Origin of the sequence: Lysobacter niastensis, from assembly GCF_015453285.1 — a bacterium.
GTDB classification, from domain to species: Bacteria; Pseudomonadota; Gammaproteobacteria; order Xanthomonadales; family Xanthomonadaceae; genus Lysobacter_J; species Lysobacter_J niastensis.
The window spans coordinates 354,176-375,360 of sequence record NZ_JADLZT010000003.1 but is presented as its reverse complement, the minus strand read 5'-3'; the positions used below and the strand labels follow the sequence as shown (position 1 = coordinate 375,360).

Sequence of the window (21,185 nt, the reverse complement as noted above, 5' to 3'; positions counted from 1 at the left end):
AGCGACATGAGCAACGACATCTGCACCCTGCATCGCGGCACAGCGCCGCTTCTGATCAGCCTGCCGCACAACGGCAGCCTCATCCCGGACGAGCTCGCCGCGCGCATGACGCCTTCGGCACGGCGCGCGCCGGATACCGACTGGCACGTCTCGCGGCTGTACGACTTCGCGCGCGGGCTCGGCGCCTCGATCCTGGTGCCGAGCCATTCGCGCTACGTGATCGACCTCAATCGCCCGCCGGACGACACCTCGCTGTATCCCGGCCAGAACACCACGGGTTTGTGCCCGGCGGTGGAGTTCACCGGCGAGCCGGTCTACCTCGAAGGCCAGGAGCCGTCTAGCGACGAGATCGCCGCACGCGTGGAGCGCTACTGGCGCCCGTATCACGACGCACTGCGCGGCGAGATCGAGCGACTGCACGCCCAGCATGGCCGGCTCGTGCTCTGGGAGGGGCATTCGATCCGCGGCAGCGACCTGCCGTTCCTGTTCCCGGGCCGACTACCGGACCTCAATCTCGGCACCGCCACCGGCACCAGCTGCTCGCCGCAGTTGCAGGCCCGGCTCGAGGCCGCATTGGCCGCGCAGTCGCGTTACGACTGGGTGGCCAACGGCCGCTTCAAGGGTGGACACATCACCCGGCATTACGGCGATCCCGCGCGCGGGATCGATGCGGTGCAACTGGAGATCAGCCAGCGCATCTACATGGACGAGGCCAGCTTCGCCTACGACGAAGCCAAGGCCGGCGATGCGCAGGCGGTGATCCGTTCGCTGCTGGAGGCCGCGCTTTGAAGTGGTGACGTAGAGTCGGTGTCGTGAATCGTTCGGCACAAGGGGAGGCGCATGAAGAACCACAATCCATCGGGTAAGTCTTTGCAATTTGCCGAAACCCGGCAGCGCGTTCTGGCGGGTTTCCTGTTCGCGGTCATCGCGGCGCTGATCTGGCTCGCCTACAGCGGGCGCTACGATGCCGAGGTCAACCGTCTCGCGGGCTGGCTGCGCGGGCATTACGACGCGCTGGTGCGTTGAGGCGCGCGCGATCCGCCGCTGTATCCGCTTTGGTTGATGACAAAAAAACAGCGCCGCCTACGTGAGGCGGCGCTGTTCGTTGGTGAAGCACCCGCCCTCAGGGGGTGCCTGCACAGTCAGTATCAGACTTCCAGCGTCGCGAGGTCGCCCTTGGTCTCGAGCCAAGCCTTTCGGTCGCTCGCCCGCTTCTTGGCCAGCAGCATGTCCATCAGCGAATGCGTCTGCATGTCGTCGTCGACGGTCAGCTGGACGAGCCGGCGCGTGTCCGGGTGGATGGTGGACTCGCGCAACTGCGAGGGATTCATCTCGCCCAGGCCCTTGAAGCGGGTGGTATGGACCTGCCCCTTGATCTTCTCGCGCTCGATCTTCTCCAGCAGGATGCGCTTCTCTTCCTCATCCAGCGCGTAGAACACCTGCTTGCCCACGTCCACGCGGAACAGCGGCGGCATGGCCACGAACACGTGTCCGGACGCGACCAGTGCTGGGAAGTGCTTGAGGAACAATGCCGTCAGCAGCGTGGCGATGTGCAGGCCGTCGGAGTCGGCGTCGGCGAGGATGATGACCTTGCCGTAGCGCAGGCCCGACAGGTCGTCCTTGCCCGGATCGCAACCGATGGCGACGGCGAGATCGTGCACTTCCTGCGAGGCGAGCACGCTGCCGGAGGCGACTTCCCAGGTGTTGAGGATCTTGCCGCGCAGCGGCAGGATCGCCTGGAAGTCCTTGTCGCGCGCCTGGCGCGCGCTGCCGCCGGCGGAGTCGCCTTCCACGAGGAACAGTTCGGTGCGCGACAGGTCCTGGCTAGTGCAGTCGGCGAGCTTGCCGGGCAGGGCGGGGCCCTGGGTGACCTTCTTGCGGGTGACCTGCTTCTCGGTCTTCAGGCGCGCGGCGGCGCGTTCGATCGCCAGTTGCGCGATCTTCTCGCCGAGTTCGACGTGCTGGTTGAGCCACAACGAGAACGCGTCGTGCGCGGCGCCCTCGACGAAGCCCGCGGCCTGGCGCGAGGACAGGCGCTCCTTGGTCTGCCCGCTGAACTGCGGGTCGGTCATCTTGATGCTGAGCACGAACGCGACGCGGTCCCACACGTCTTCCGGCGCCAGCTTGACGCCGCGCGGTAGCAGGTTGCGGAAGTCGCAGAACTCGCGCAGCGCATCGGTGAAGCCGGTGCGCAGGCCGTTCACGTGGGTGCCGTGCTGCGCGGTCGGGATCAGGTTGACGTAGCTCTCCTGCGCCAGCTCGCCATCGACCGCCCAGGCCACGGCCCAGTCGACCGTCTCGGTGTCCTTGGTCAGCTTGCCGACGAACAGGTCCGGCGGCAGCAGTTCGCGGTTGGGCTGGCCGGCGCGCAGTTCGCCGGACAGGTAATCGCGCAGGCCGTCCTCGTAGTACCACTCCGTCCGCTCGCCGCTGGCCTCGTCGAACAGCTTCACGGTGAGGCCCGGGCACAGCACGGCCTTGGCGCGCAGCAGGTGCTTGAGCGAGCGCAGGTTGAACTTGGGCGTGTCGAAATACTTCGGGTCGGGCCAGAAGCGAACGCGCGTGCCGGTGTTCTTCTTGCCGACGCTGCCGACGACCTCCAGCGGCGTAGCGCGGTCGCCGTCCTTGAAAGTCATCCGGTATTCGTTGCCGTCGCGGCGGATGTGCACTTCGACCAGCGTCGACAGCGCGTTGACCACGCTGACACCGACGCCATGCAGGCCGCCGGAGAAGGTGTAGTTCTTGTTGCTGAACTTGCCGCCCGCGTGCAGCCGCGTGAGGATCAGTTCGACGCCCGGGATCTTCTCTTCCGGGTGGATGTCGACCGGCATGCCGCGGCCGTCGTCACCGACCTCGCAGCTGCCGTCGGCATACAGGGTGACCTCGATGCTGCGCGCATGGCCGGCCAGGGCTTCGTCGACCGCGTTGTCGATGACTTCCTGCGCCAGGTGGTTCGGGCGCGCGGTGTCGGTGTACATGCCGGGGCGGCGCTTGACCGGGTCAAGACCGGAGAGAACTTCAATGTCGGCGGCGTTGTAACGAGAACTCATTCGGACACGACTGCAGGGGCAAGAGCGGGGATGGTCGGCGGGCGGCGGTCTAATTACAACCGCGGGTCGGGCCGGACGGGCCCGCGGGTACGATACGCCCGAGCCGTCCGTTCACGTGCGGGCATTGAATTGGCCGGCATCCGCGCCCATTTCCGGCTCCAGACGGCATGGCATGGGTGGTTCAGTCCACAGCCTGCACGCCTGCGCTAGGGTCGTCGTACGAACCACCTGGAGGTCATCCGCATGAGTAACCGCAAGCTTCTGCTGCCGGGCGCACTGTTGCCGGGCCTGATCGCGGCCGCCCTGGCCTTGCCGGCCCATGCCCAGCAGGACAAGAGCGCTGACGCGAAAGACCGCAAGGCGCAGCAGTCCCAGTCGGCGGACAAGGCGGCCGACGCTTCCAGGCAGAACGATGCCGCGCGCACGGACGCCTCCAAGGACAAGTCCAAGGAGCGCAAGAAGAAGGACAAGTCCGATCCGACCTACGAGCCCGAGGAAGACGACGATCGCTGATCGGCGCTTCTTCCTGATCGGAGCTCCTTCGCCCTGATCGAAACGCCCCGGCCAGTCCGGGGTGTTTTCGTTTTTTTTTGCGACGTCCGGCACGCGGATGGACGCGAGATGTCGCCGGCATGAATGGCGCCTGCGGGAGTTCAGGGCGCAGCAGGGCGTGGTTGCCTACGGTCGGCCGCATCGTCCCGTCGGACGTTCGGGGGATGCCACCGTTCCCCGTTGTTGGGCCGCCTTTCGGCCCGAACCAGGAGGCAAGACGCATGCGCAGGACACCCAGGCATCGATTCGTAGCCCGCAAACCCGCTTTCTCCCAATCGACGGCCGCAAAGGCCGCGCTGCTCCTTCCGGCGATGATGGCCGCCGCGATCATCGCGCCCGCGGCAAAGGCGATCGATCTCGGCGTTGGCGCCGGCGGCGGCGCTGCCGTCCAAGCCGGTCCGGTCAACGTCGGCGTTTCAGCGGCGGCGGATGCCCGCGCCAATGCCGGCCCGGTTCGGGATACGGCCCGAGCCGCGCGCGATGCCGGCATGGACGTCGCCGGCGAGGCCCACGACCAGGCATCGGGCGCCGCGCGTGAGGTTCGCGATGCGGGCGCCCGGAAGTCGCGCCGCGCCAGCGCGAAAGCCACGGTGGGTGCGCAGGCCGCGGCGTCCGTCCATTCGGCGACCGGCACCGAGCCGGCACAGCAGCCAGCAGGCGATCGCCAAGCAGGCGAACGCTAGGCGCGACGGTGCTTTTCAAGGCCGTTTCCGGGCCAACCCCGGGGTTCGCGCCCCGGGGTTTTTTGCGCTCGAAGCTCGGGTCGGCTCGCCGCGAAGGAGCCGAGCCGGTAGACTATGGCTTTCCAGCGGTAGCAAAACCATGACTCCCCTGATTTTCGTCACCGGCGGCGTGGTGTCCTCACTTGGCAAGGGCATCGCGGCAGCCTCGCTGGCGGCCGTCCTCGAAGCGCGCGGACTGCGCGTGACGATGATGAAGCTCGACCCCTACATCAACGTCGATCCGGGCACGATGAGCCCGTTCCAGCACGGCGAGGTGTACGTCACCGACGACGGCGCCGAGACCGACCTGGACCTGGGCCACTACGAGCGCTACCTGCGCACGCGCCTGAGCCGCAAGAACTCCATCACCACCGGCCGGATCTACGACAACGTGATCCGCAAGGAACGCCGCGGCGACTACCTCGGCGGTACCGTGCAGGTGATCCCGCACATCACCGACGAGATCAAGCGCTGCATCATCGAGGCCACCGAAGGCTTCGACGTCGGCCTGGTCGAGATCGGCGGCACGGTCGGCGACATCGAGTCGCTGCCGTTCCTGGAAGCCATCCGCCAGATCCGCAGCGAGCGCGGCCCCGAGGGCGCATTGTTCATGCACCTCACGCTGGTGCCGTGGATCGCCGCGGCCGGCGAGCTGAAGACCAAGCCGACCCAGCACTCGGTCAAGGAACTGCGCTCGATCGGTATCCAGCCCGACGTGCTGCTGTGCCGCAGCGAGCAGCCGCTGCCCGACAGCGAGCGCCGCAAGATCGCGCTGTTCACCAACGTGCCCGAGCGCGCCGTCATCTCGGCGGTCGACCTGGACAACATCTACAAGATGCCGCGCCGCTTCCACGAGGAAGGCCTGGACGCGATCATCCTCGACCGCCTGCGCATCAGCGCCGGTCCGGCCGACCTGTCGCAGTGGGACGAAGTGGTCGATGCCAGCGAGCATCCGGTCGACACGGTCACTATCGCCGTGGTCGGCAAGTACGTGGACCACCAGGACGCCTACAAGTCCGTCGGCGAGGCGCTCAAGCACGGCGGACTGCGCCAGCGCACGCGCGTGAAGTTGAAGTGGCTGGAATCGACCGACCTCGAGCAGCAGGGCGTGGACGCGCTGAAGGACGTCGACGGCATCCTGGTGCCGGGCGGCTTCGGCGACCGTGGCTTCGAGGGCAAGGTGCTCACCGCCAAGTTCGCGCGCGAAACCGGCCTTCCGTATTTCGGCATCTGCTACGGCATGCAGGCGGCGGTGGTGGACTACGCCCGTCACGTTGCCGGCCTGGGCGGTGCCAACAGCACCGAGAACGACAAGGCCAGCCCGCACCCGGTGATCGGCCTGATCACCGAATGGCGCACCTCCAGCGGTGAGATCGAGCGCCGCACCGAGGAGAGCGACCTGGGCGGCACCATGCGCTTGGGCCTGCAGGAACAGCGGGTCAAGCCGGGCACTCTTTCGCGCGACATGTACGGCAAGGATGTCGTCGCCGAACGCCACCGCCACCGCTACGAGTTCAACAACCGCTACCGCACGCAGCTGGAAGACGCCGGCCTGGTCATCAGCGCCAAGTCGATGGACGACCTGCTGGTGGAGATGGTCGAACTGCCGCGTTCGCAGCATCCGTGGTTCCTGGCGTGCCAGGCGCACCCGGAGTTCCTCTCCACGCCGCGCGACGGCCATCCGCTGTTCGTCGGTTTCATCCGCGCCGCGCGCGAGCACAAGGCGCAGGCGGGTGGACGGCTGTTGAAGGAAGCGACGGCGTAAGCCGGCTGGACCCTTCTCCCGCGTGCGGGAGGAGGTGGCGCGAAGCGCCGGATGAGGGCGCTTTCCGTGGCCCGCACCCCCTTACCTAGGCCCTCTCCCGCAAGTGGGAGAGGGGGAATGGAGAAGCTGCACCATGAACCTTTGTGGTTTCGAAGTCGGTCTCGACAAGCCGTTTTTCCTGATCGCCGGCCCGTGCGTGATCGAGTCGATGCAGTTGCAGCTCGATGTCGCCGGCAAGCTCAAGGAAATCACCTCCGAGCTGGGCATCAACTTCATCTTCAAGTCCAGCTTCGACAAGGCCAACCGCACGTCGGCCACCAGCTTCCGCGGCCCCGGCCTCGAAGAGGGACTGAAGGTGCTGGCCGAAGTGAAGCGCCAGATCGGCGTGCCGGTGCTGACCGACGTGCACGAGTACACGCCCATGAACGAGGTCGCCGCCGTCGTCGACGTGCTGCAGACCCCGGCGTTCCTGTGTCGCCAGACCGACTTCATCCAGAACGTGGCCCGCGCCGGCAAGCCGGTGAACATCAAGAAGGGCCAGTTCCTCTCGCCGTGGGAGATGAAGCACGTCACCGACAAGGCCAAGGCCACCGGCAACCAGCAGATCATGGCCTGCGAGCGCGGCGTCAGCTTCGGCTACAACAACCTGGTCAGCGACATGCGCTCGCTGAGCGTGATGCGTGACACCGGCTGCCCGGTGGTGTTCGACGCCACCCATTCGGTGCAGCTGCCTGGCGGTGCCGGCGGCAAGAGCGGCGGCCAGCGCGAGTTCGTGCCGGTGCTGTCGCGCGCGGCGATGGCGGTCGGCATCGACGGCATCTTCATGGAAACCCATCCGGTGCCGGACGAAGCGCTGTCCGATGGCCCCAATGCCTGGCCGCTGCCGAAGATGCGCGCGCTGCTGGAAACCCTCAAGCAGATCGACGACGTCACCAAGCGCAACGGTTTCCTCGAACAGGCGTGATGCCCTTCCGGGTGCCTGGCGCGACCGCGCCGGCGCCCGGGCGCGCGCCACGGCGCCAACTCGGCTATCGTCCGCGGTTGGTGACGGACATCCACTTTTTCAAACCCTTAGATCCACGACGACATGACAACGATCGCCAAAGTCCACGCCCGCGAAATCCTCGACAGCCGCGGCAACCCGACCCTTGAAGCCGAAGTCACCCTGAGCGACGGCAGCTTCGGCCGCGCCGCGGTGCCGTCCGGCGCTTCGACCGGCACCAAGGAGGCCGTCGAGCTGCGCGACGGCGACAAGACCCGTTACCTGGGCAAGGGCGTGCGCAAGGCGGTTGAGAACGTCAACACCGTCATCGCCAAGGCGCTGGACGGCTTCGACGCTGCCGACCAGACCGGCCTCGACCGCCGCATGATCGACCTGGACGGCACCGAGAACAAAGGCCGCCTGGGCGCCAACGCGCTGCTCGGCGTTTCGATGGCCAACGCACACGCGATGGCCGCGTCGAAGAAACTGCCGCTGTGGCAGTACCTCGCGCACGGCCGCCAGGCGGTTCTGCCGGTGCCGATGATGAACATCATCAACGGTGGCGCGCATGCCGATAACAACGTCGACCTGCAGGAGTTCATGATCCTGCCGGTGGGCGTGGACAACTTCGCCGAGGCGCTGCGCGCCGGTACCGAGGTGTTCCATGCGCTGAAGTCGGTGCTCAAGGGCCGCGGCCTGAGCACGTCGGTCGGCGACGAGGGCGGTTTCGCCCCCGACCTGCGCAGCAACGAGGAAGCGCTGGAGACCATCCTCGAGGCGATCGGCAAGGCCGGCTACAAGGCGGGCGAGGACATCCTGCTCGGCCTGGACGTCGCTTCCAGCGAGTTCTTCGAGAACGGCAAGTACAACCTCACCGGCGAAGGCAAGCGCCTGACCAGCGAGCAGTTCGTCGACTTCCTGGCCGGCTGGGCCGCGCAGTACCCGATCGTGACGATCGAGGACGGCATGGCCGAGCACGATTGGGCCGGCTGGAAGCTGCTCACCGAGCGCGTCGGCAACAAGGTGCAGCTGGTCGGCGACGACCTGTTCGTGACCAACCCGAAGATCTTCAAGGAAGGCATCGAGCAGGGCGTGGCCAACGCCATCCTGATCAAGGTCAACCAGATCGGCACGCTGACCGAGACGCTGGAGGCCATCGCGATGGCCGACGCGGCGAAGTACGCGGCGATCGTCTCGCACCGTTCGGGCGAGACCGAGGACACGACGATCTCCGACATCGCCGTGGCTACCACCGCCACCCAGATCAAGACCGGCTCGCTGTGCCGCAGCGACCGCGTCGCCAAGTACAACCAGCTGCTGCGCATCGAGGAGCAGCTCGGTTCGGCGGCGAAGTACGCCGGCCGCGACGCCTTCGTCTCGCTGAAGCGCTGATCCCGGAGGATGCGCTGGATCAGGCTCCTGCTGGTGGTGCTGGTGGCGCTGGTGGCGCTGCTGCAGTACCGCCTCTGGTTCGGACAGAGCGGCCGCCACGCGGTGGCCGCTCTCGGACAGCAGGTGCTCAAGCAGACCCGCGAGAACGAGGGTCTGCAGCAGCGCAACGACGCATTGGCCGCCGAAGTCGAGGACCTCAAGTCCGGCGAGGCGGCGGTCGAGGAGCGCGCACGCAGCGAGCTCGGCATGATCAAGCCCGGTGAGACCTTCTACCGCGTCGTCGAGCCGGAAGGCACGGCGCCCGCGGCCGAAGGCGATGCTGCCAACGATTCCGGCGAAGCCGCTCCGTGAGCCGCTCCGGCATCTGGGCCGTCATTCCCGCCGCAGGCCGCGGCACCCGATTCGGCGGCGACATCCCCAAGCAGTACTTGAATGTCGCCGGGCGGCCGTTGATCGCGCATGCGCTGGACGCGCTGCTGGCGCATCCGCGGGTCGTCGGGGCGATCGTCGCGCTGTCGGCCGACGACACGCGCTGGCCGGGCTGGACGCACTGGAACGGCAAGCCTGTGCTGCGCTGCGACGGCGGTGGCGAACGTGCCGACTCGGTGCTCGCCGCGCTGCAGGCGCTGCCGCCGGAGGTGCCCGCCAGTGCGCTCGTGCTGGTGCACGATGCCGCGCGGCCCAACCTGCATGACACCGACCTGGAGCGCCTGATCGCCGCGGCCGACCTGGCCCACGACGGCGCGATCCTCGCCGCACCCGTGCGCGACACGCTCAAGCGGGCCAGCGACAGCGACCGCATCGCCGCCACCGAGCCGCGCGAGGGGCTTTGGCGTGCCTTCACCCCGCAGGCGTTCCGGCGCGGTGCGCTGACGGCCGCGCTGCAGCAGGCGCAGGCCGCCGGCATCGTGGTCACCGACGAGGCGATGGCGATGGAACGTGCCGGGGCGAGGCCGATGCTGGTCGAGGGCCGCGAGGACAACCTCAAGGTCACCACGTCCGCGGACCTCGCGCTCGCCGAATACCTTCTCACGCAACGCGTCCGCACCTGAACCTGCGGGCGCATGCCGGCGTGGCCGGCGATAACAGGAAGATCGCATGAACATCCGTATCGGCCAGGGCTATGACGTCCACGCGTTCGGCGATGGCGACCACGTCATGCTCGGTGGCGTGCGCGTCCCGCACGACCGCGGCGTCGTGGCCCATTCCGATGGCGATGTCGTGATCCACGCACTGTGCGACGCGATGCTTGGTGCGCTGGCGCTGGGCGATATCGGCCAGCACTTCCCGCCCAGCGACGCACGCTGGAAGGACGCCGACAGCCGCGCCTTCCTGCGTCACTGCCTGGCGCTCGCGAACGAGCGTGGCTGGCGGCTCGGCAATGCCGACATCACCGTGGTCTGCGAGCGCCCCAAGGTCGGTCCGCATGCACAGGGCATGCGTGCGACGCTCGCGCAGGACCTGCAGGTGGCCGTCGACGACATCAGCATCAAGGCGACCACCAGCGAGCAGCTTGGCTTCACCGGCCGCCGCGAAGGCATCGCGGCGATGGCGGTTTGCCTGCTGGTGCGCTCGTGAGCGCGAGCTCATCGCAGCCGCGCGCGCATGGCGATGCCGTGCTGAGCGCGCGCATCCGCACGCGTCCCGAGGATTTCTTCGTAGAGGAACTGCCCGGTTTCGAGGCCTCGGGCAGCGGCGAACACCTGCTGCTGACCATCGAGAAGCGCGGCATGAACACCGCGTTCGTGGCTCGCCACCTCGCGCAGTGGGCCGGTGTCGGCGAAGTCGCGATCGGCTACGCCGGACTCAAGGACCGCCACGCGGTGACGCGCCAGCGCTTCACGGTGCACTTGCCCAAGCGGGTGGCGCCGGACCTGGCGACGCTGGCCATCGATGGACCGGACGAAAGCCTGCGCGTGCTCGAATCGCAGTGGCACGCGAAGAAGCTGCCGCGCGGCGCGCTGGCCGGAAACCGGTTCGTGCTGGTGCTGCGCGACGTGCAAGGCGATGCGGCGGCCATCGAGACCCGCCTGCAGGCCATGGCCAGCCGCGGCGTACCCAACTACTTCGGCGAGCAACGCTTCGGCCGCAGCGGCGACAACGTCGCCCAGGCGCTGGCGATGTTCGGCGGACGCCGCGTGCGGCGCGAGCAGCGCACGCTGCTGGTATCGGCGGCGCGATCGGAGTTGTTCAACCGTGTGCTGGCGGCGCGTGTCGCCGCCGGCCACTGGGACCGCCCGCTCGAAGGCGAGGTGTGGATGCTCGACGGCAGCCGCAGCGTGTTCGGACCCGAGCCTTGGAGCGAAGAACTCGCGCAGCGCCTGGCGTCCTGCGACATCCATCCCACCGGCCCGCTCTGGGGACGCGGCGAGCTGCGCAGCACGGGGGAATGCCAGTCGTTGGAGCTGTCGGCGCTGGAGGGAGTCGACGCCGCCGCGCTGCGCGCCGGGCTGGAGACCGAAGGCCTGCGCCAGGAGCGGCGCGCGCTGCGCCTGCGCCCGGAGGCGATGACGTGGCGCTGGCTCGATGCCGGCGCCCTCGAGGTCGCGTTCTCGCTCCCCGCGGGTGCCTATGCCACGACGGTGCTGTCGGAACTCGGCGAGATCGCCAGCGCGGGCCGCGACGACTGAGTGCCTCCGCCGACCGCAGGGCCTGTCCCGATAGCGTTAACAGGCCCTAGGTCATCGGTCCTATCACTTTCGTCACTGGCAGCGCGGTATGGCCGGCGTATAAGCCAAATTGCGCACTGGTCGCATCCAGATGCGCCGCCCCCGCATTTCGCCCGGGCGTTGGCAATGTCATGGAGATGTCGTCATGAACGCATCGTTACGCATGGCTGTCCTGTCGCTCTCGGTCCTCGGACTGGCCGCCTGCGCCGGAACCGAAGTCAAATCCACCTACGTACCGCCCGATAAGGCCCCGTCGCTGAATGACAACGACGAAGCCTACGTCGCCTACGTCGAGCGGGTCGCCCGCCGTCGTGGCATCGAGGTGGTGTGGGTGAACACGCCTCGCAAACCGGCCGAGAAGGAATCCGGCGACAAGTAATCGCTGCCCGGCGCCCTGCGCCTGCAAGTGATGGGCAGGGCCTGCCGACCCCGCGCGCCGCGGAGGTCGCAGGCCTGGTTTTTCAGGAGTGACGGGGACGACGGGGCGCGAGAAGTACCACCACCGCTCCAGTGCCGCCCTGTGCCGGGGGCGCGGAGTGGAAGGCGAGGATGTCTGCGCGCTGACGCAGCAGGCGGTCGACGAGATTCTTCAGCACCGGCATGCCGCCGCTGGCGATGCTGGCAGTGCCGTGCAAACCCTTCCCGTGGATGATCCGCACGCAGCCGACGCCGTGCTGGCGGGCGTCGTGCAGGAACGCGCGTAGAAGTTGCTCGGCTTCGCGCGAATCGGATCCGTGGAGGTCCAGTTCTTCCTGGACCGAGATCTCGCCCCGCTTGAGACGCTGCAGGACCCGCGGCGGCACGTCGTCGCGCCGATAGGCGAGGGCGTCGCCGGCATCCAGCGGCTCGACCGATCCCGCCAGCGCATGCCTGAACTCGTCGCGTGCGTGCGCCTCGTCGCGCTCGGCCATGCGGGCACGCGGCTTCGGCCGGGGCGCCGACGGCGGCGCCACCGTCTCGCGCATGCGCCGCACCGGGCCTATCGCGGTGCGGAACAGTTCGGCGTCGTCGTCGTCGCGATCTTCGGGCATGCGCAAAGCTTAGGCGCTGCAGGCGCTGCTGCAAGCCATGGCAGGCAATCCGCATCAGCTATCATGGGGTCGTCGCGGCGCTCCGGATGCCGCAGCCACCACAAGGGAGTTCATGCGAGTCCTGGTCAGCAACGATGACGGCGTCGACGCCCCCGGCATCCGCATCCTCGCCGAGGGCCTGCGGGCCGCCGGCCATGAGGTGCTGGTCGTCGCGCCCGACCGCGATCGTTCCGGAGCCAGCAACTCGCTGACCCTCGACGCACCCGTGCGGGTGCAGCAGCTCGATGCCTCGACCTGGCGCGTCTTCGGCACGCCGACCGACTGCGTGCACGTGGCCATCACCGGCATGCTCGAGGCCGAGCCCGACATCGTCGTCTCCGGCATCAACAACACCGCCAACCTCGGCGACGACGTGATCTATTCCGGCACCGTTGCCGCCGCGATGGAAGGCCGCTTCCTGGGCTTGCCGGCGGTGGCGATGTCGCTGCAGACGGTGGACCACACCGGCCGTCATTACGAAACCGCCGCGCGTGCCGCGGTGGAGATCATCGCGCGGCTGAAGACCGATCCGCTGCCCGCCGACACCATTCTCAACGTCAACGTCCCGGACGTGCCGTGGGAGCAGGTGCGTGGCTTCGAGGTCTCGCGCCTGGGCAATCGCCATCGCGCCGAAAGCTGCATCCCGCAGCAGGACCCGCGTGGAAGACAGTGGTGGTGGATCGGCGCCGCCGGTCCCGAGCAGGACGCCGGCCCCGGTACCGATTTTCACTCGGTACGCACCGGCCACATTTCGATCACCCCCATTCAGGTTGACCTGACGCGCTACCAGTCGCTGGAACAGGTCGCCGGCTGGGTCGGCGGTCTGGCTGCATCGCTGCATGGATCGGAGTCGCCGGCATGAACCTGCGCATGCGACTGCAACCCGAAGCGATCGGCACCGGCATGACGTCGCAGCGCGTGCGCGACCGGCTCGTCGAACGCCTGCGCGAGAACGGCATCCGGGACGAGCGCGTGCTCAACGCGATCCGCACCGTGCCGCGCCATATGTTCGTCGACGAGGCACTGGCCACTCGCGCCTACGAGGACACCGCGCTGCCGATCGGCCACGGCCAGACCATCTCGCAGCCGTGGGTGGTGGCGAAGATGACCGAGGCGTTGTTCGACGAGGGCAAGACTCCGGCCAAGGTGCTCGAAGTCGGCACCGGCTCGGGCTACCAGGCCGCGATACTCGCCGCACTGGGCTTGGAAGTGCACACCGTCGAGCGCATCGGCGAACTGCTGCGCACCGCGCGGAAGCGTTTCCGCCAGCTCGGCATGAACATTCGCAGCAAGCACGACGACGGCCGCATCGGCTGGCCCGAGAACGGCCCGTTCGACGCGATCGTCGTGACGGCCGCGGCGCCCGCGCTGGTGGATGCACTGACCGTGCAACTGGCGCCGGGCGGCACGCTGGTGGCGCCGGTCGGCGGGCCGTCGTCGCAGTCGCTGCTCAAGTTGACCAAGGACGCCGACGGCGTCGTCACGCAGCAGTCGCTGGCGCCGGTGGTGTTCGTGCCGCTGCTGTCGGGGATGATCGATTGAACCTCGTCCGCCCATATCACCAGTAACAGGGGATCGTGTTGAAGATTTTTGGCCCGCTCTACGAGCGCACTATCGGCTGGGCGCGACATCGCCACGCACCGGGTTACCTCACCGGGTTGAGTTTCGCAGAGGCGGTCGTCTTTCCTGTGCCGCCGGAAGTGATGCTGGCGCCGATGGCGCTGGCGCAGCCGCGGCGCGGCTTCTGGTTCGCGACGCTGAGCCTGGCTGGATCGCTTGTGGGCGCCGTGCTCGGTTACGCGCTCGGTCATTTCGCCTACGAACTGGTCAAGCCGCTGCTGACGATGCTGGGCTGGATCCACCGCATCGACGCGCAGGTGGCGCAGTTGCGCGAGATCGCCACGAACTCGCCGTGGCAGGCGTTCTGGCTGCTTGTTCTGGCCGGATTCACGCCGATTCCGTTGAAGATATTCACGTGGGCGTCCGGCATCGTCGGTGTGCCGCTGCTGCCGTTCATGGCGAGCATGGTGATCGGACGTGGCAAGCGTGTGTACCTCGTCGCGTTGGCGATCCGTCTCGGCGGCGTACGTGCGGAAGCCGCGCTGAGGCGTTACATCGAACCGATCGGATGGGCCGCATCGCTGCTGCTGGCGGCAGCGGCGGCTTGGCTGATCTGGAAAGCGCAGTTCGCAGGGTAGGAGTCGCATGACGGTACGCACCAGGGGAGCGGGTTACGCCGCATACGTCGCCGCGGCGTTGGCCGCGATGGCAGCGGTGGCCGCACTTACCGGCTGTTCCAGCCGGGTCATCCGCGAGCCGGGCGCCAGCGCGAATGCCGTGCGGCCCTCGCAGCCCAAGCCGGGCGCCACCACCGTGGTGAAGCGTGGCGACACGCTGTATCGCATCGCCTTCAGCAACGGCATCAACGCCCGCGATCTCGCCGCGTGGAATGGCATCGCCGAGCCGTACACGATCCAGCCGGGGCAGCGACTGAAGCTGTATCCGCCTTCTGCGGCCACGACCGCGCCGGCATCACGTCCGGCTAATCCGCCGCGTTCCACGGCCGCGACGTCGAAGCCCGGTGCAACGAAACCCGTCGCACCGAAACCGAAGCCCGCCGCGCCTGCACCGCCTCCGGTTCCCGCCAGCAGCGGTTTCGGTTGGCGCTGGCCTGCCGATGGCGACCTGATCGGTCGTTACGTGGCGGGCGATCCCACCAAGCAGGGCGTGGACATCGCCGGCAACGGTGGCGCCGCAGTGCGTGCCGCGGCGGATGGCGTGGTCGTGTACTCCGGCTCGGGCCTGGTCGGCTACGGCGAACTGGTCATCATCAAGCACAGCGAACAGTGGCTGTCGGCCTATGGCCACAACCGCAGCCGCCTCGTGAACGAAGGCCAGCTGGTCAAGGCCGGCGAACAGATCGCGGAAATGGGGCGCAGCGGCGCCGCACGCGACATGCTGCATTTCGAGGTGCGCTACAACGGCAAGCCGGTCGATCCGCTTCTGTACCTGCCCAAGCGATGAACGAAGGCGGCCACGCGCAGCGCAAAGGCGCCGCGGCGGCCGCATGGCGATGGCTGCGGATGTCGAATGCGTTGCTGGTGCTGTGCCTGGTGGCGTGCCGCTCGATGGCGCCGGGCGACGCCGAGTCACCGTCGCGCGATGCCGATGCGCTCGATATCGTCACCCTCAACCTCTGGCATGACCAGGGCGACTGGCCGCGCCGGCAGCCGCTGATCGTCGATACGCTTCGCCGCCTGCAGCCGGATGTGATCGTGCTGCAGGAAGTGCTGCAGGACACCGGCCTGCCCAATCAGGCCGGGGAGTTGGCGCGCCAGCTCGGTTACCAGTGGCATTTCGTTTCCGTCGATCCGCCCGGGCGAACGCGTCGCTACGGCAATGCGATCCTCGCCCGGAAGCTGCTGGCGCACGGCGAGCAGCCGTTACGGCCGGCCGACGACTACCGGATTGCCGGTTGGGTGCGTGCCGAGATCCACGGCCGGCCACTCAATGTCTATGCCGTCCACTTGAACTTCAGCGACGCCACCGGCGCGACGCGGGCGCAACAGATTTCCGACTTGCTTGCCTTCGTCGATGCCACGCGCGGCGATGCTCCGGCCGTGATCGCCGGCGACTTCAACACGACTGCCGATCGTCCCGAACTGGCGCCGCTGCGCACCGGCTACTTCGATGCTTACGAAGCGCGGCATCCGGCGGCGAAAACGAATGCCGCCGAATACGTAACGCTGAATCCGCACTACCACGCCGCGCCGCAGCGCATCGATCTCGTCTTCGCGCAGCGCGACACGTTCACGCCGCTGCAATCGCAGCGGATTCTGGATCGTCCGGGGGAAGACGGGCTGTGGGCATCCGATCACTTCGGCGTGCAGGCGCGGCTGCGGTGGAACGGGCCCGGGAAGCGTCCCTGACGCGATGGCTCGATTCCCGCTTGGCGGGATGTTGAAGTCGAAGGCCGACTATTCGTTCAGGATGAACCCGGCCACCACGCGCCGCCCTTCGCCGGCCAGCACATTGAACGTGCGCGCCGCGGCTGAATTGGTCATGACCTCGACCCCGACCTTCCGGCTCAGGCACGCCGCCAGCGTGGCGGCGGGCGGGAACACCTGGGTGGCGCCGGTGCCGAGCAGGATCACCTCCGGCTCCAGCGCCAGCAGCGGCTCCATGTCCGCCGGCGTCAGCGCTTTTGCGTCACGCGGAGTCCAGTCCACGAGCCGGTCGGGCGCCAGCACGAAGCTGGCCTGGAGGCGGCGATCGTTGACCCGCGCGCTTGCGCCATCGGCGCTGCGCAGGAAGAACTCGTGTTCGGGGCGTTCGAGGTTCAGCTGCATCGTCTTTGCTTCCAACCCCTCCGGATGACGTCGGGGCGGGTGCGCTTCAGGAGCGCGGCAGCACGATCTGGCGCTTGTCCTTGCTCGGCCGGTACAGGATCGCGGTATGGCCGATGCGCTGGACCAGCGCGGCGCCGGTCCGGTCGGCCAGGTCGTCGATCATGGCATCGCGGGTGTCGCGATCTTCCGCGCCGACTTTGACCTTGATGAGCTCGTGGTGCTCAAGCGCCAGGTCGATTTCCGCCACCAGCGCATCGGTGATGCCCTTGCCGCCAACCTGCAGCATGGCTTTCAGGTCATGAGCCTGGCCGCGCAGGAAACGGGTCTGGGCGGAGGTCAGGACAGTCGGCATCTGGGCACAGGAAGCGGGAGGGGGAGCGGCGTGCAGGGTATCATGACCGCCCCCACGTCCCCACGTCCGACCACGCGCCCCATGGCGACCCGCAGCAAATCCAGTCAGCGCTGGCTCAAGGAGCACTTCTCCGACCCCTTCGTGAAGAAGGCTCAGGCGGAAGGCATGCGTTCACGCGCCGCCTACAAGCTGGAGGAGCTGGTCGCGCGCGACCGCCTGCTGAAGCCGGGGATGGTCGTGGTCGACCTGGGGGCAGCCCCGGGCGGCTGGTCGCAATGGATCCGGCAGGAGCTCGACCGCCTCGATCCGGCCCGTCCGGGCCGCGTGATCGCCCTGGACATCCTGGAAATGCCGTCCCTGGCCGGCGTCGAATTCCTTCATGGGGATTTCAGGGACGATGCGGTGCTATCGCAGCTGGTAGACGCCGTGGGCGGCAAACCGGTGGACCTTGTCCTGTCGGATATGGCCCCCAATAAGAGCGGTGTGGATGCGGTCGACATGCCGCGGGCGATGTACCTGTCCGAACTGGCCATGGAGTTCGCCGACCAGCACCTGCGTACCGGCGGAGCGTTCCTGATCAAGCTGTTCCAGGGCGTGGGCTTCGACGAGTACGTCAAAGAGCTGCGGCGCCGCTATGACAAGGTCGTCATCCGCAAGCCGGAGGCCTCGCGCAAGCGGTCGCCCGAGGTGTATGCCCTGGCACAGGGCAAGCGTGCGGTAATGAAGTAATGTGCCATCGGCGCCGGAGTGCGCCTCCCCCGCTGCAACAACGCCGACAGGCGTCAGGTAGGAATAGATGAACGACTTGGCCAAGAATCTGCTGCTCTGGGTGATCGTCGCCGTCGTGTTGATGGTGGTGTTCCAGGCGTTCGGCCCGCGGGCGGCAGGCAGCGAGACGCTGGCGTACGACCAGTTCGTTCAGCAGGTCCAGACGGACCGCGTCAAGCAGGTCAAGATCGCCGAGGATCGCACCACGATCACGGGCGAACGCAAGGATGGCAGCAAGTTCACGACGTACAGCCCGGGCGACAAGGACCTGGTCAACGATCTGATCACCCACAAGGTGGCGATCGACCAGGCACCGCCGCAGAACGGCCCGTCGCTGCTGTACATCCTGATCAACGTGCTGCCATGGCTGCTGTTCGTCGGCATCTGGATCTATTTCATGCGCCAGATGCAGCAGGGTGGAAGCAAGGGCGCCATGAGTTTCGGCCGCTCGCGCGCCAAGCTGCAGGGCGAGGACCAGGTCAAGGTCACCCTGGCCGACGTCGCGGGCTGCGACGAAGCCAAGGAAGAAGTCGGCGAACTGGTCGAGTTCCTCCGTGACCCGGGCCGCTTCCAGAAGCTCGGCGGCAAGATTCCGCGCGGCGTGCTGATGGTCGGCCCGCCGGGCACCGGCAAGACCCTGCTGGCCCGCGCCATCGCCGGCGAGGCCAAGGTGCCGTTCTTCAGCATTTCCGGTTCCGACTTCGTCGAGATGTTCGTCGGCGTCGGCGCCAGCCGCGTGCGCGACATGTTCGACCAGGGCAAGAAGCACGCGCCCTGCATCATCTTCATCGACGAGATCGACGCGGTCGGCCGCCATCGCGGCGCTGGCCTGGGCGGCGGTCACGACGAGCGCGAGCAGACCCTCAACCAGTTGCTGGTCGAGATGGACGGTTTCGAAGGTGGCGAGGGCGTGATCGTGATCGCCGCGACCAACCGTCCTGACGTGCTCGATCCGGCGCTGCTGCGTCCGGGCCGCTTCGACCGCCAGGTCGTGGTGGGCCTGCCCGACGTGAAGGGCCGTGAGCAGATCGTGCGCGTGCACATGCGCAAGCTGCCGCTGGCCGACGACGTCGAACCGATGACGATCGCCCGCGGCACACCGGGCTTCTCGGGCGCGGACCTCGCCAACCTCTGCAACGAGGCGGCGCTGTTTGCCGCGCGCGAGAACGCGAAGGAAGTCCGCATGGACCACTTCGACAAGGCGCGCGACAAGATCCTGATGGGCGCCGAGCGCCGCTCGATGGCGATGAGCGAGGAGGAGAAGAAGCTCACCGCCTACCACGAGGCCGGCCACGCGATCGTGGGCCGCATGGTTCCCGAGCACGATCCGGTCTACAAGGTCACCATCATCCCGCGCGGCCGCGCGCTGGGCGTGACGATGTACCTGCCGGAAGGCGACAAGTACAGCTACAACCGCACCGCGATCGAATCGCAGCTGTGCTCGCTGTATGGCGGCCGCGTCGCCGAAGAGCTGATCTTCGGCACCGACAAGGTCACCACCGGCGCCTCCAACGACATCGAGCGTGCGACCAAGATGGCGCGCAACATGGTCACCAAGTGGGGCCTGTCGGACGAGCTCGGCCCGATCGCCTACGGCGAGGAGGAGGACGAGGTGTTCCTCGGACGCTCGGTCACGCAGCACAAGAACGTCTCCAACGAGACCGCGCGCCGCATCGACGAAGTCGTGCGCAGCATCCTCGACAAGGCCTACGGACGCACCACGCAGATCCTCAAGGACAACCTCGACAAGCTGCACGTGATGGCCGATGCGCTGCTGCTGTACGAGACCATCGACGCGCACCAGATTGACGACATCATGGCCGGTCGTACTCCGGGTCCGCCGGCCGACTGGTCCAAGACGGGCAAGCCGAACAAGGACGATGGCGAGCGCCCCGGCGCGATCGGCGGGCCTGCGGCGCAGACCTGACGGTTGTACTGATCTACCCAGGAAAAGGCCGGCAGAAATGCCGGCTTTTTCTTTGGCGTTGAACTGGCGGAGGCGCGGGCCGGATGGCCCGCGAAGTCGTTCCTCGATAATCGCTTGGTTCGCAAGGCCATCCAGCACGCGCTGGAGATATTCCCGGAGCCTGGTGGACGCTTGTCCGCTGTCCTCGAACAGCAGCGAACCTTCCAGGCGGGCGCGGGGTGGTTCGGGCACCAAGCGATTATCGAGGAGCGGCTGCCCGGACCGCCCCGCGCCCGCCGCCCACGAGCCTGCCGCTGTTGCTTCCGCGAAGGCATTAGCATTGCCGTGGCATCTACAAGGATCCCGCCCATGTTCGATACCGCCCCCACCCTGGACTGCAACGGACGCCCGCTGGTGCTCGACCGCCCCCGGGTGATGGGCATCGTCAACGTCACGCCGGATTCTTTCTCCGACGGCGGCGCGCACGACACGCTGGAAGCCGCGGTCGCGCACGGGCTTCGTTTGGCGGAGGAGGGGGCCGACATCCTCGATATCGGCGGCGAGTCGACGCGTCCCGGCGCCGCCGAGGTGTCGCTGGAGGAGGAACTGCGCCGCACCATTCCGGTGATCGAGCGCCTGGCGCAGCAGATCGCGCTGCCCATCAGCATCGACACGTCCAAGCCGGAGGTGATGCGCGCCGCGGTGGCGGCCGGTGCCGGCATGATCAACGACGTCTACGCACTGCGCCGAGAGGGCGCGCTCGATATGGCAGCCTCGCTCGGCGTGCCGGTGGTGCTGATGCACATGCAGGGCGAACCGCGCTCGATGCAGGAGTCGCCGCAGTACGACGATGTCGTCGCCGAGGTCCATCGCTTCCTGGCGGAGCGCATTTTTTCTGCCGAGATGGCCGGCATCGCCAAGAAGAAGATCGTGGTCGATCCCGGCTTCGGCTTCGGCAAGAACACGCAGCACAACCTGCAGTTGCTTGCGCACCTCGATCGCTTCGCTGAGCTCGGCGTTCCCGTGCTGGCGGGGTTGTCGCGCAAACGCACCATCGGCGAGCTCACGGGCCGCGACGATCCGCGCGAACGTGTATCGGGTTCGGTGGCTGCGCACCTGATCGCCGCGCAACGCGGCGCGAAGCTGCTGCGCGTGCATGACGTGGCTGCCACGGTGGACGCGATCAAGGTGTGGAACGCGCTAGCCGCCATGCCGCAAGCGCGCAAGGACAAGAGCGCGACTTCGCTCAAGTGGCCTGACGACGAATAAGTCAAGCTTTTCGTTGGCTTCCGGCGTGGTCAATTTTTGATCAATATTGCGCTGAGCCTTGCGGCGCAAGGCTCGCAGCGCATTCTCCACACCGCTGTCCGCATGGTTGTCCACAGCGTCTGTGGACAGCAATGACGACCAGCGCGAACAGACTCGTAGACGCTTGACGTCAGTCCACGCCGTCGCCGCGCTGCTGCTTTGGGTCGTGCGTGGATCAGTCAGCGCAACGTAGTCGTGGGGTGAGCGGGCCGATCGAGCCGGCACGAGCATCCAATGCAGGATGTCAAACCGAAGCGGTGGTCAAGAAATGTCCAAACTTCGCGAAGCCCGCGTCGTTGC

24 protein-coding genes are annotated in these 21,185 nt (G+C 67.5%); 20 read left to right on the top strand and 4 right to left on the bottom strand.

Annotation, left to right across the window (positions count from 1 at the left end; all coding sequences use genetic code 11):
- Nucleotides 1–6 precede the first annotated feature (6 nt).
- Nucleotides 7–789: an N-formylglutamate deformylase gene (gene hutG / locus IU514_RS06935; protein WP_194930348.1), complete on the top strand. Its 783-nt coding sequence runs from the start codon at nucleotides 7–9 to the stop codon at nucleotides 787–789.
- A 51-nt stretch (nucleotides 790–840) separates the two neighbouring features.
- Nucleotides 841–1,026: a hypothetical protein gene (locus tag IU514_RS06930; RefSeq protein WP_194930347.1), complete on the top strand. Its 186-nt coding sequence runs from the start codon at nucleotides 841–843 to the stop codon at nucleotides 1,024–1,026.
- A 122-nt stretch (nucleotides 1,027–1,148) separates the two neighbouring features.
- Here the strand turns inward: IU514_RS06930 and parE are convergent, their stop codons facing one another.
- Nucleotides 1,149–3,050: a DNA topoisomerase IV subunit B gene (gene parE / locus IU514_RS06925; RefSeq protein ID WP_194930346.1), complete on the bottom strand. Its 1,902-nt coding sequence runs from the start codon at nucleotides 3,048–3,050 to the stop codon at nucleotides 1,149–1,151.
- A gap of 243 nt (nucleotides 3,051–3,293) precedes the next feature.
- Here parE and IU514_RS06920 point away from each other — a divergent pair, with 243 nt between their 5' ends.
- The 10 genes from IU514_RS06920 (at nucleotide 3,294) to IU514_RS06875 (ending at nucleotide 11,511) form a co-directional block, all read left to right on the top strand.
- Nucleotides 3,294–3,563: a hypothetical protein gene (locus IU514_RS06920; protein ID WP_194930345.1), complete on the top strand. Its 270-nt coding sequence runs from the start codon at nucleotides 3,294–3,296 to the stop codon at nucleotides 3,561–3,563.
- A 353-nt stretch (nucleotides 3,564–3,916) separates the two neighbouring features.
- Nucleotides 3,917–4,285, top strand: a complete 369-nt coding sequence (locus IU514_RS06915) for a hypothetical protein (protein ID WP_194930344.1) — start codon at nucleotides 3,917–3,919, stop codon at nucleotides 4,283–4,285.
- A gap of 139 nt (nucleotides 4,286–4,424) precedes the next feature.
- Nucleotides 4,425–6,089: a CTP synthase gene (pyrG, locus tag IU514_RS06910; protein ID WP_194930343.1), complete on the top strand. Its 1,665-nt coding sequence runs from the start codon at nucleotides 4,425–4,427 to the stop codon at nucleotides 6,087–6,089.
- Between the two features lie 133 nt (nucleotides 6,090–6,222).
- Nucleotides 6,223–7,053, top strand: a complete 831-nt coding sequence (gene kdsA / locus IU514_RS06905; protein WP_194930342.1) for a 3-deoxy-8-phosphooctulonate synthase — start codon at nucleotides 6,223–6,225, stop codon at nucleotides 7,051–7,053.
- Between the two features lie 123 nt (nucleotides 7,054–7,176).
- Nucleotides 7,177–8,463 (top strand): phosphopyruvate hydratase, encoded by a 1,287-nt coding sequence (gene eno / locus IU514_RS06900; protein ID WP_194930341.1) that lies wholly within the window; start codon nucleotides 7,177–7,179, stop codon nucleotides 8,461–8,463.
- Nucleotides 8,464–8,472: 9 nt separating this feature from the next.
- Nucleotides 8,473–8,814, top strand: coding sequence for a cell division protein FtsB (ftsB, locus tag IU514_RS06895; RefSeq protein ID WP_194930340.1), 342 nt, complete (start codon nucleotides 8,473–8,475; stop codon nucleotides 8,812–8,814).
- The gene (ispD, locus tag IU514_RS06890; RefSeq protein ID WP_194930339.1) at nucleotides 8,811–9,515 is read left to right on the top strand and encodes a 2-C-methyl-D-erythritol 4-phosphate cytidylyltransferase; all 705 of its coding nucleotides are present in this window, start codon (nucleotides 8,811–8,813) and stop codon (nucleotides 9,513–9,515) included. The genes ftsB and ispD overlap by 4 nt, the downstream gene beginning before the upstream one ends.
- Nucleotides 9,516–9,561: 46 nt before the next feature.
- Nucleotides 9,562–10,041 carry a 2-C-methyl-D-erythritol 2,4-cyclodiphosphate synthase gene (gene ispF / locus IU514_RS06885; protein ID WP_194930338.1) on the top strand — a complete coding sequence of 160 codons (480 nt, stop codon included), beginning with the start codon at nucleotides 9,562–9,564 and terminating at the stop codon, nucleotides 10,039–10,041.
- Nucleotides 10,038–11,093: a tRNA pseudouridine(13) synthase TruD gene (truD, locus tag IU514_RS06880; protein ID WP_194930337.1), complete on the top strand. Its 1,056-nt coding sequence runs from the start codon at nucleotides 10,038–10,040 to the stop codon at nucleotides 11,091–11,093. Before ispF ends, truD begins: the two co-directional genes overlap by 4 nt.
- Nucleotides 11,094–11,277: 184 nt before the next feature.
- Entirely contained in the window at nucleotides 11,278–11,511 is a 234-nt protein-coding gene (locus IU514_RS06875; protein ID WP_194930336.1) for a hypothetical protein, read from the top strand.
- A gap of 82 nt (nucleotides 11,512–11,593) precedes the next feature.
- Here the strand turns inward: IU514_RS06875 and IU514_RS06870 are convergent, their stop codons facing one another.
- Nucleotides 11,594–12,163 (bottom strand): Smr/MutS family protein, encoded by a 570-nt coding sequence (locus IU514_RS06870; RefSeq protein ID WP_194930335.1) that lies wholly within the window; start codon nucleotides 12,161–12,163, stop codon nucleotides 11,594–11,596.
- A 112-nt stretch (nucleotides 12,164–12,275) separates the two neighbouring features.
- Between IU514_RS06870 and surE the strand changes: the two genes are divergently transcribed.
- The 5 genes from surE to IU514_RS06845 are packed head-to-tail and all read left to right on the top strand — an operon-like array spanning nucleotide 12,276 to nucleotide 16,131.
- The gene (surE, locus tag IU514_RS06865) at nucleotides 12,276–13,064 is read left to right on the top strand and encodes a 5'/3'-nucleotidase SurE (RefSeq protein ID WP_194930334.1); all 789 of its coding nucleotides are present in this window, start codon (nucleotides 12,276–12,278) and stop codon (nucleotides 13,062–13,064) included.
- Nucleotides 13,061–13,744 (top strand): protein-L-isoaspartate(D-aspartate) O-methyltransferase, encoded by a 684-nt coding sequence (locus IU514_RS06860; protein WP_194930333.1) that lies wholly within the window; start codon nucleotides 13,061–13,063, stop codon nucleotides 13,742–13,744. Before surE ends, IU514_RS06860 begins: the two co-directional genes overlap by 4 nt.
- Nucleotides 13,745–13,782: 38 nt before the next feature.
- Nucleotides 13,783–14,400 (top strand): YqaA family protein, encoded by a 618-nt coding sequence (locus IU514_RS06855; RefSeq protein ID WP_194930488.1) that lies wholly within the window; start codon nucleotides 13,783–13,785, stop codon nucleotides 14,398–14,400.
- Nucleotides 14,401–14,407: 7 nt separating this feature from the next.
- Complete coding sequence (locus tag IU514_RS06850) at nucleotides 14,408–15,226, top strand: peptidoglycan DD-metalloendopeptidase family protein (protein WP_194930332.1); 819 nt, start codon at nucleotides 14,408–14,410, stop codon at nucleotides 15,224–15,226.
- Nucleotides 15,223–16,131 (top strand): endonuclease/exonuclease/phosphatase family protein, encoded by a 909-nt coding sequence (locus tag IU514_RS06845; RefSeq protein ID WP_194930331.1) that lies wholly within the window; start codon nucleotides 15,223–15,225, stop codon nucleotides 16,129–16,131. Before IU514_RS06850 ends, IU514_RS06845 begins: the two co-directional genes overlap by 4 nt.
- Before the next feature lie 48 nt (nucleotides 16,132–16,179).
- Here the strand turns inward: IU514_RS06845 and IU514_RS06840 are convergent, their stop codons facing one another.
- Nucleotides 16,180–16,551, bottom strand: coding sequence for an Mth938-like domain-containing protein (locus tag IU514_RS06840; RefSeq protein ID WP_194930330.1), 372 nt, complete (start codon nucleotides 16,549–16,551; stop codon nucleotides 16,180–16,182).
- A gap of 46 nt (nucleotides 16,552–16,597) precedes the next feature.
- A complete protein-coding gene (yhbY, locus tag IU514_RS06835; protein WP_194930329.1) occupies nucleotides 16,598–16,903 on the bottom strand; it encodes a ribosome assembly RNA-binding protein YhbY in 306 nt (101 codons plus the stop codon).
- An 81-nt stretch (nucleotides 16,904–16,984) separates the two neighbouring features.
- On the opposite strand from yhbY, the gene rlmE reads away from it, so the two are divergent.
- The 3 genes from rlmE (at nucleotide 16,985) to folP (ending at nucleotide 20,846) form a co-directional block, all read left to right on the top strand.
- A complete protein-coding gene (rlmE, locus tag IU514_RS06830) occupies nucleotides 16,985–17,632 on the top strand; it encodes a 23S rRNA (uridine(2552)-2'-O)-methyltransferase RlmE (protein ID WP_194930328.1) in 648 nt (215 codons plus the stop codon).
- 67 nt (nucleotides 17,633–17,699) lie between these two features.
- The gene (gene ftsH / locus IU514_RS06825; protein WP_194930327.1) at nucleotides 17,700–19,598 is read left to right on the top strand and encodes an ATP-dependent zinc metalloprotease FtsH; all 1,899 of its coding nucleotides are present in this window, start codon (nucleotides 17,700–17,702) and stop codon (nucleotides 19,596–19,598) included.
- Nucleotides 19,599–19,946: 348 nt separating this feature from the next.
- Nucleotides 19,947–20,846, top strand: coding sequence for a dihydropteroate synthase (gene folP, locus IU514_RS06820; RefSeq protein WP_194930326.1), 900 nt, complete (start codon nucleotides 19,947–19,949; stop codon nucleotides 20,844–20,846).
- Nucleotides 20,847–21,185: the final 339 nt, after the last annotated feature.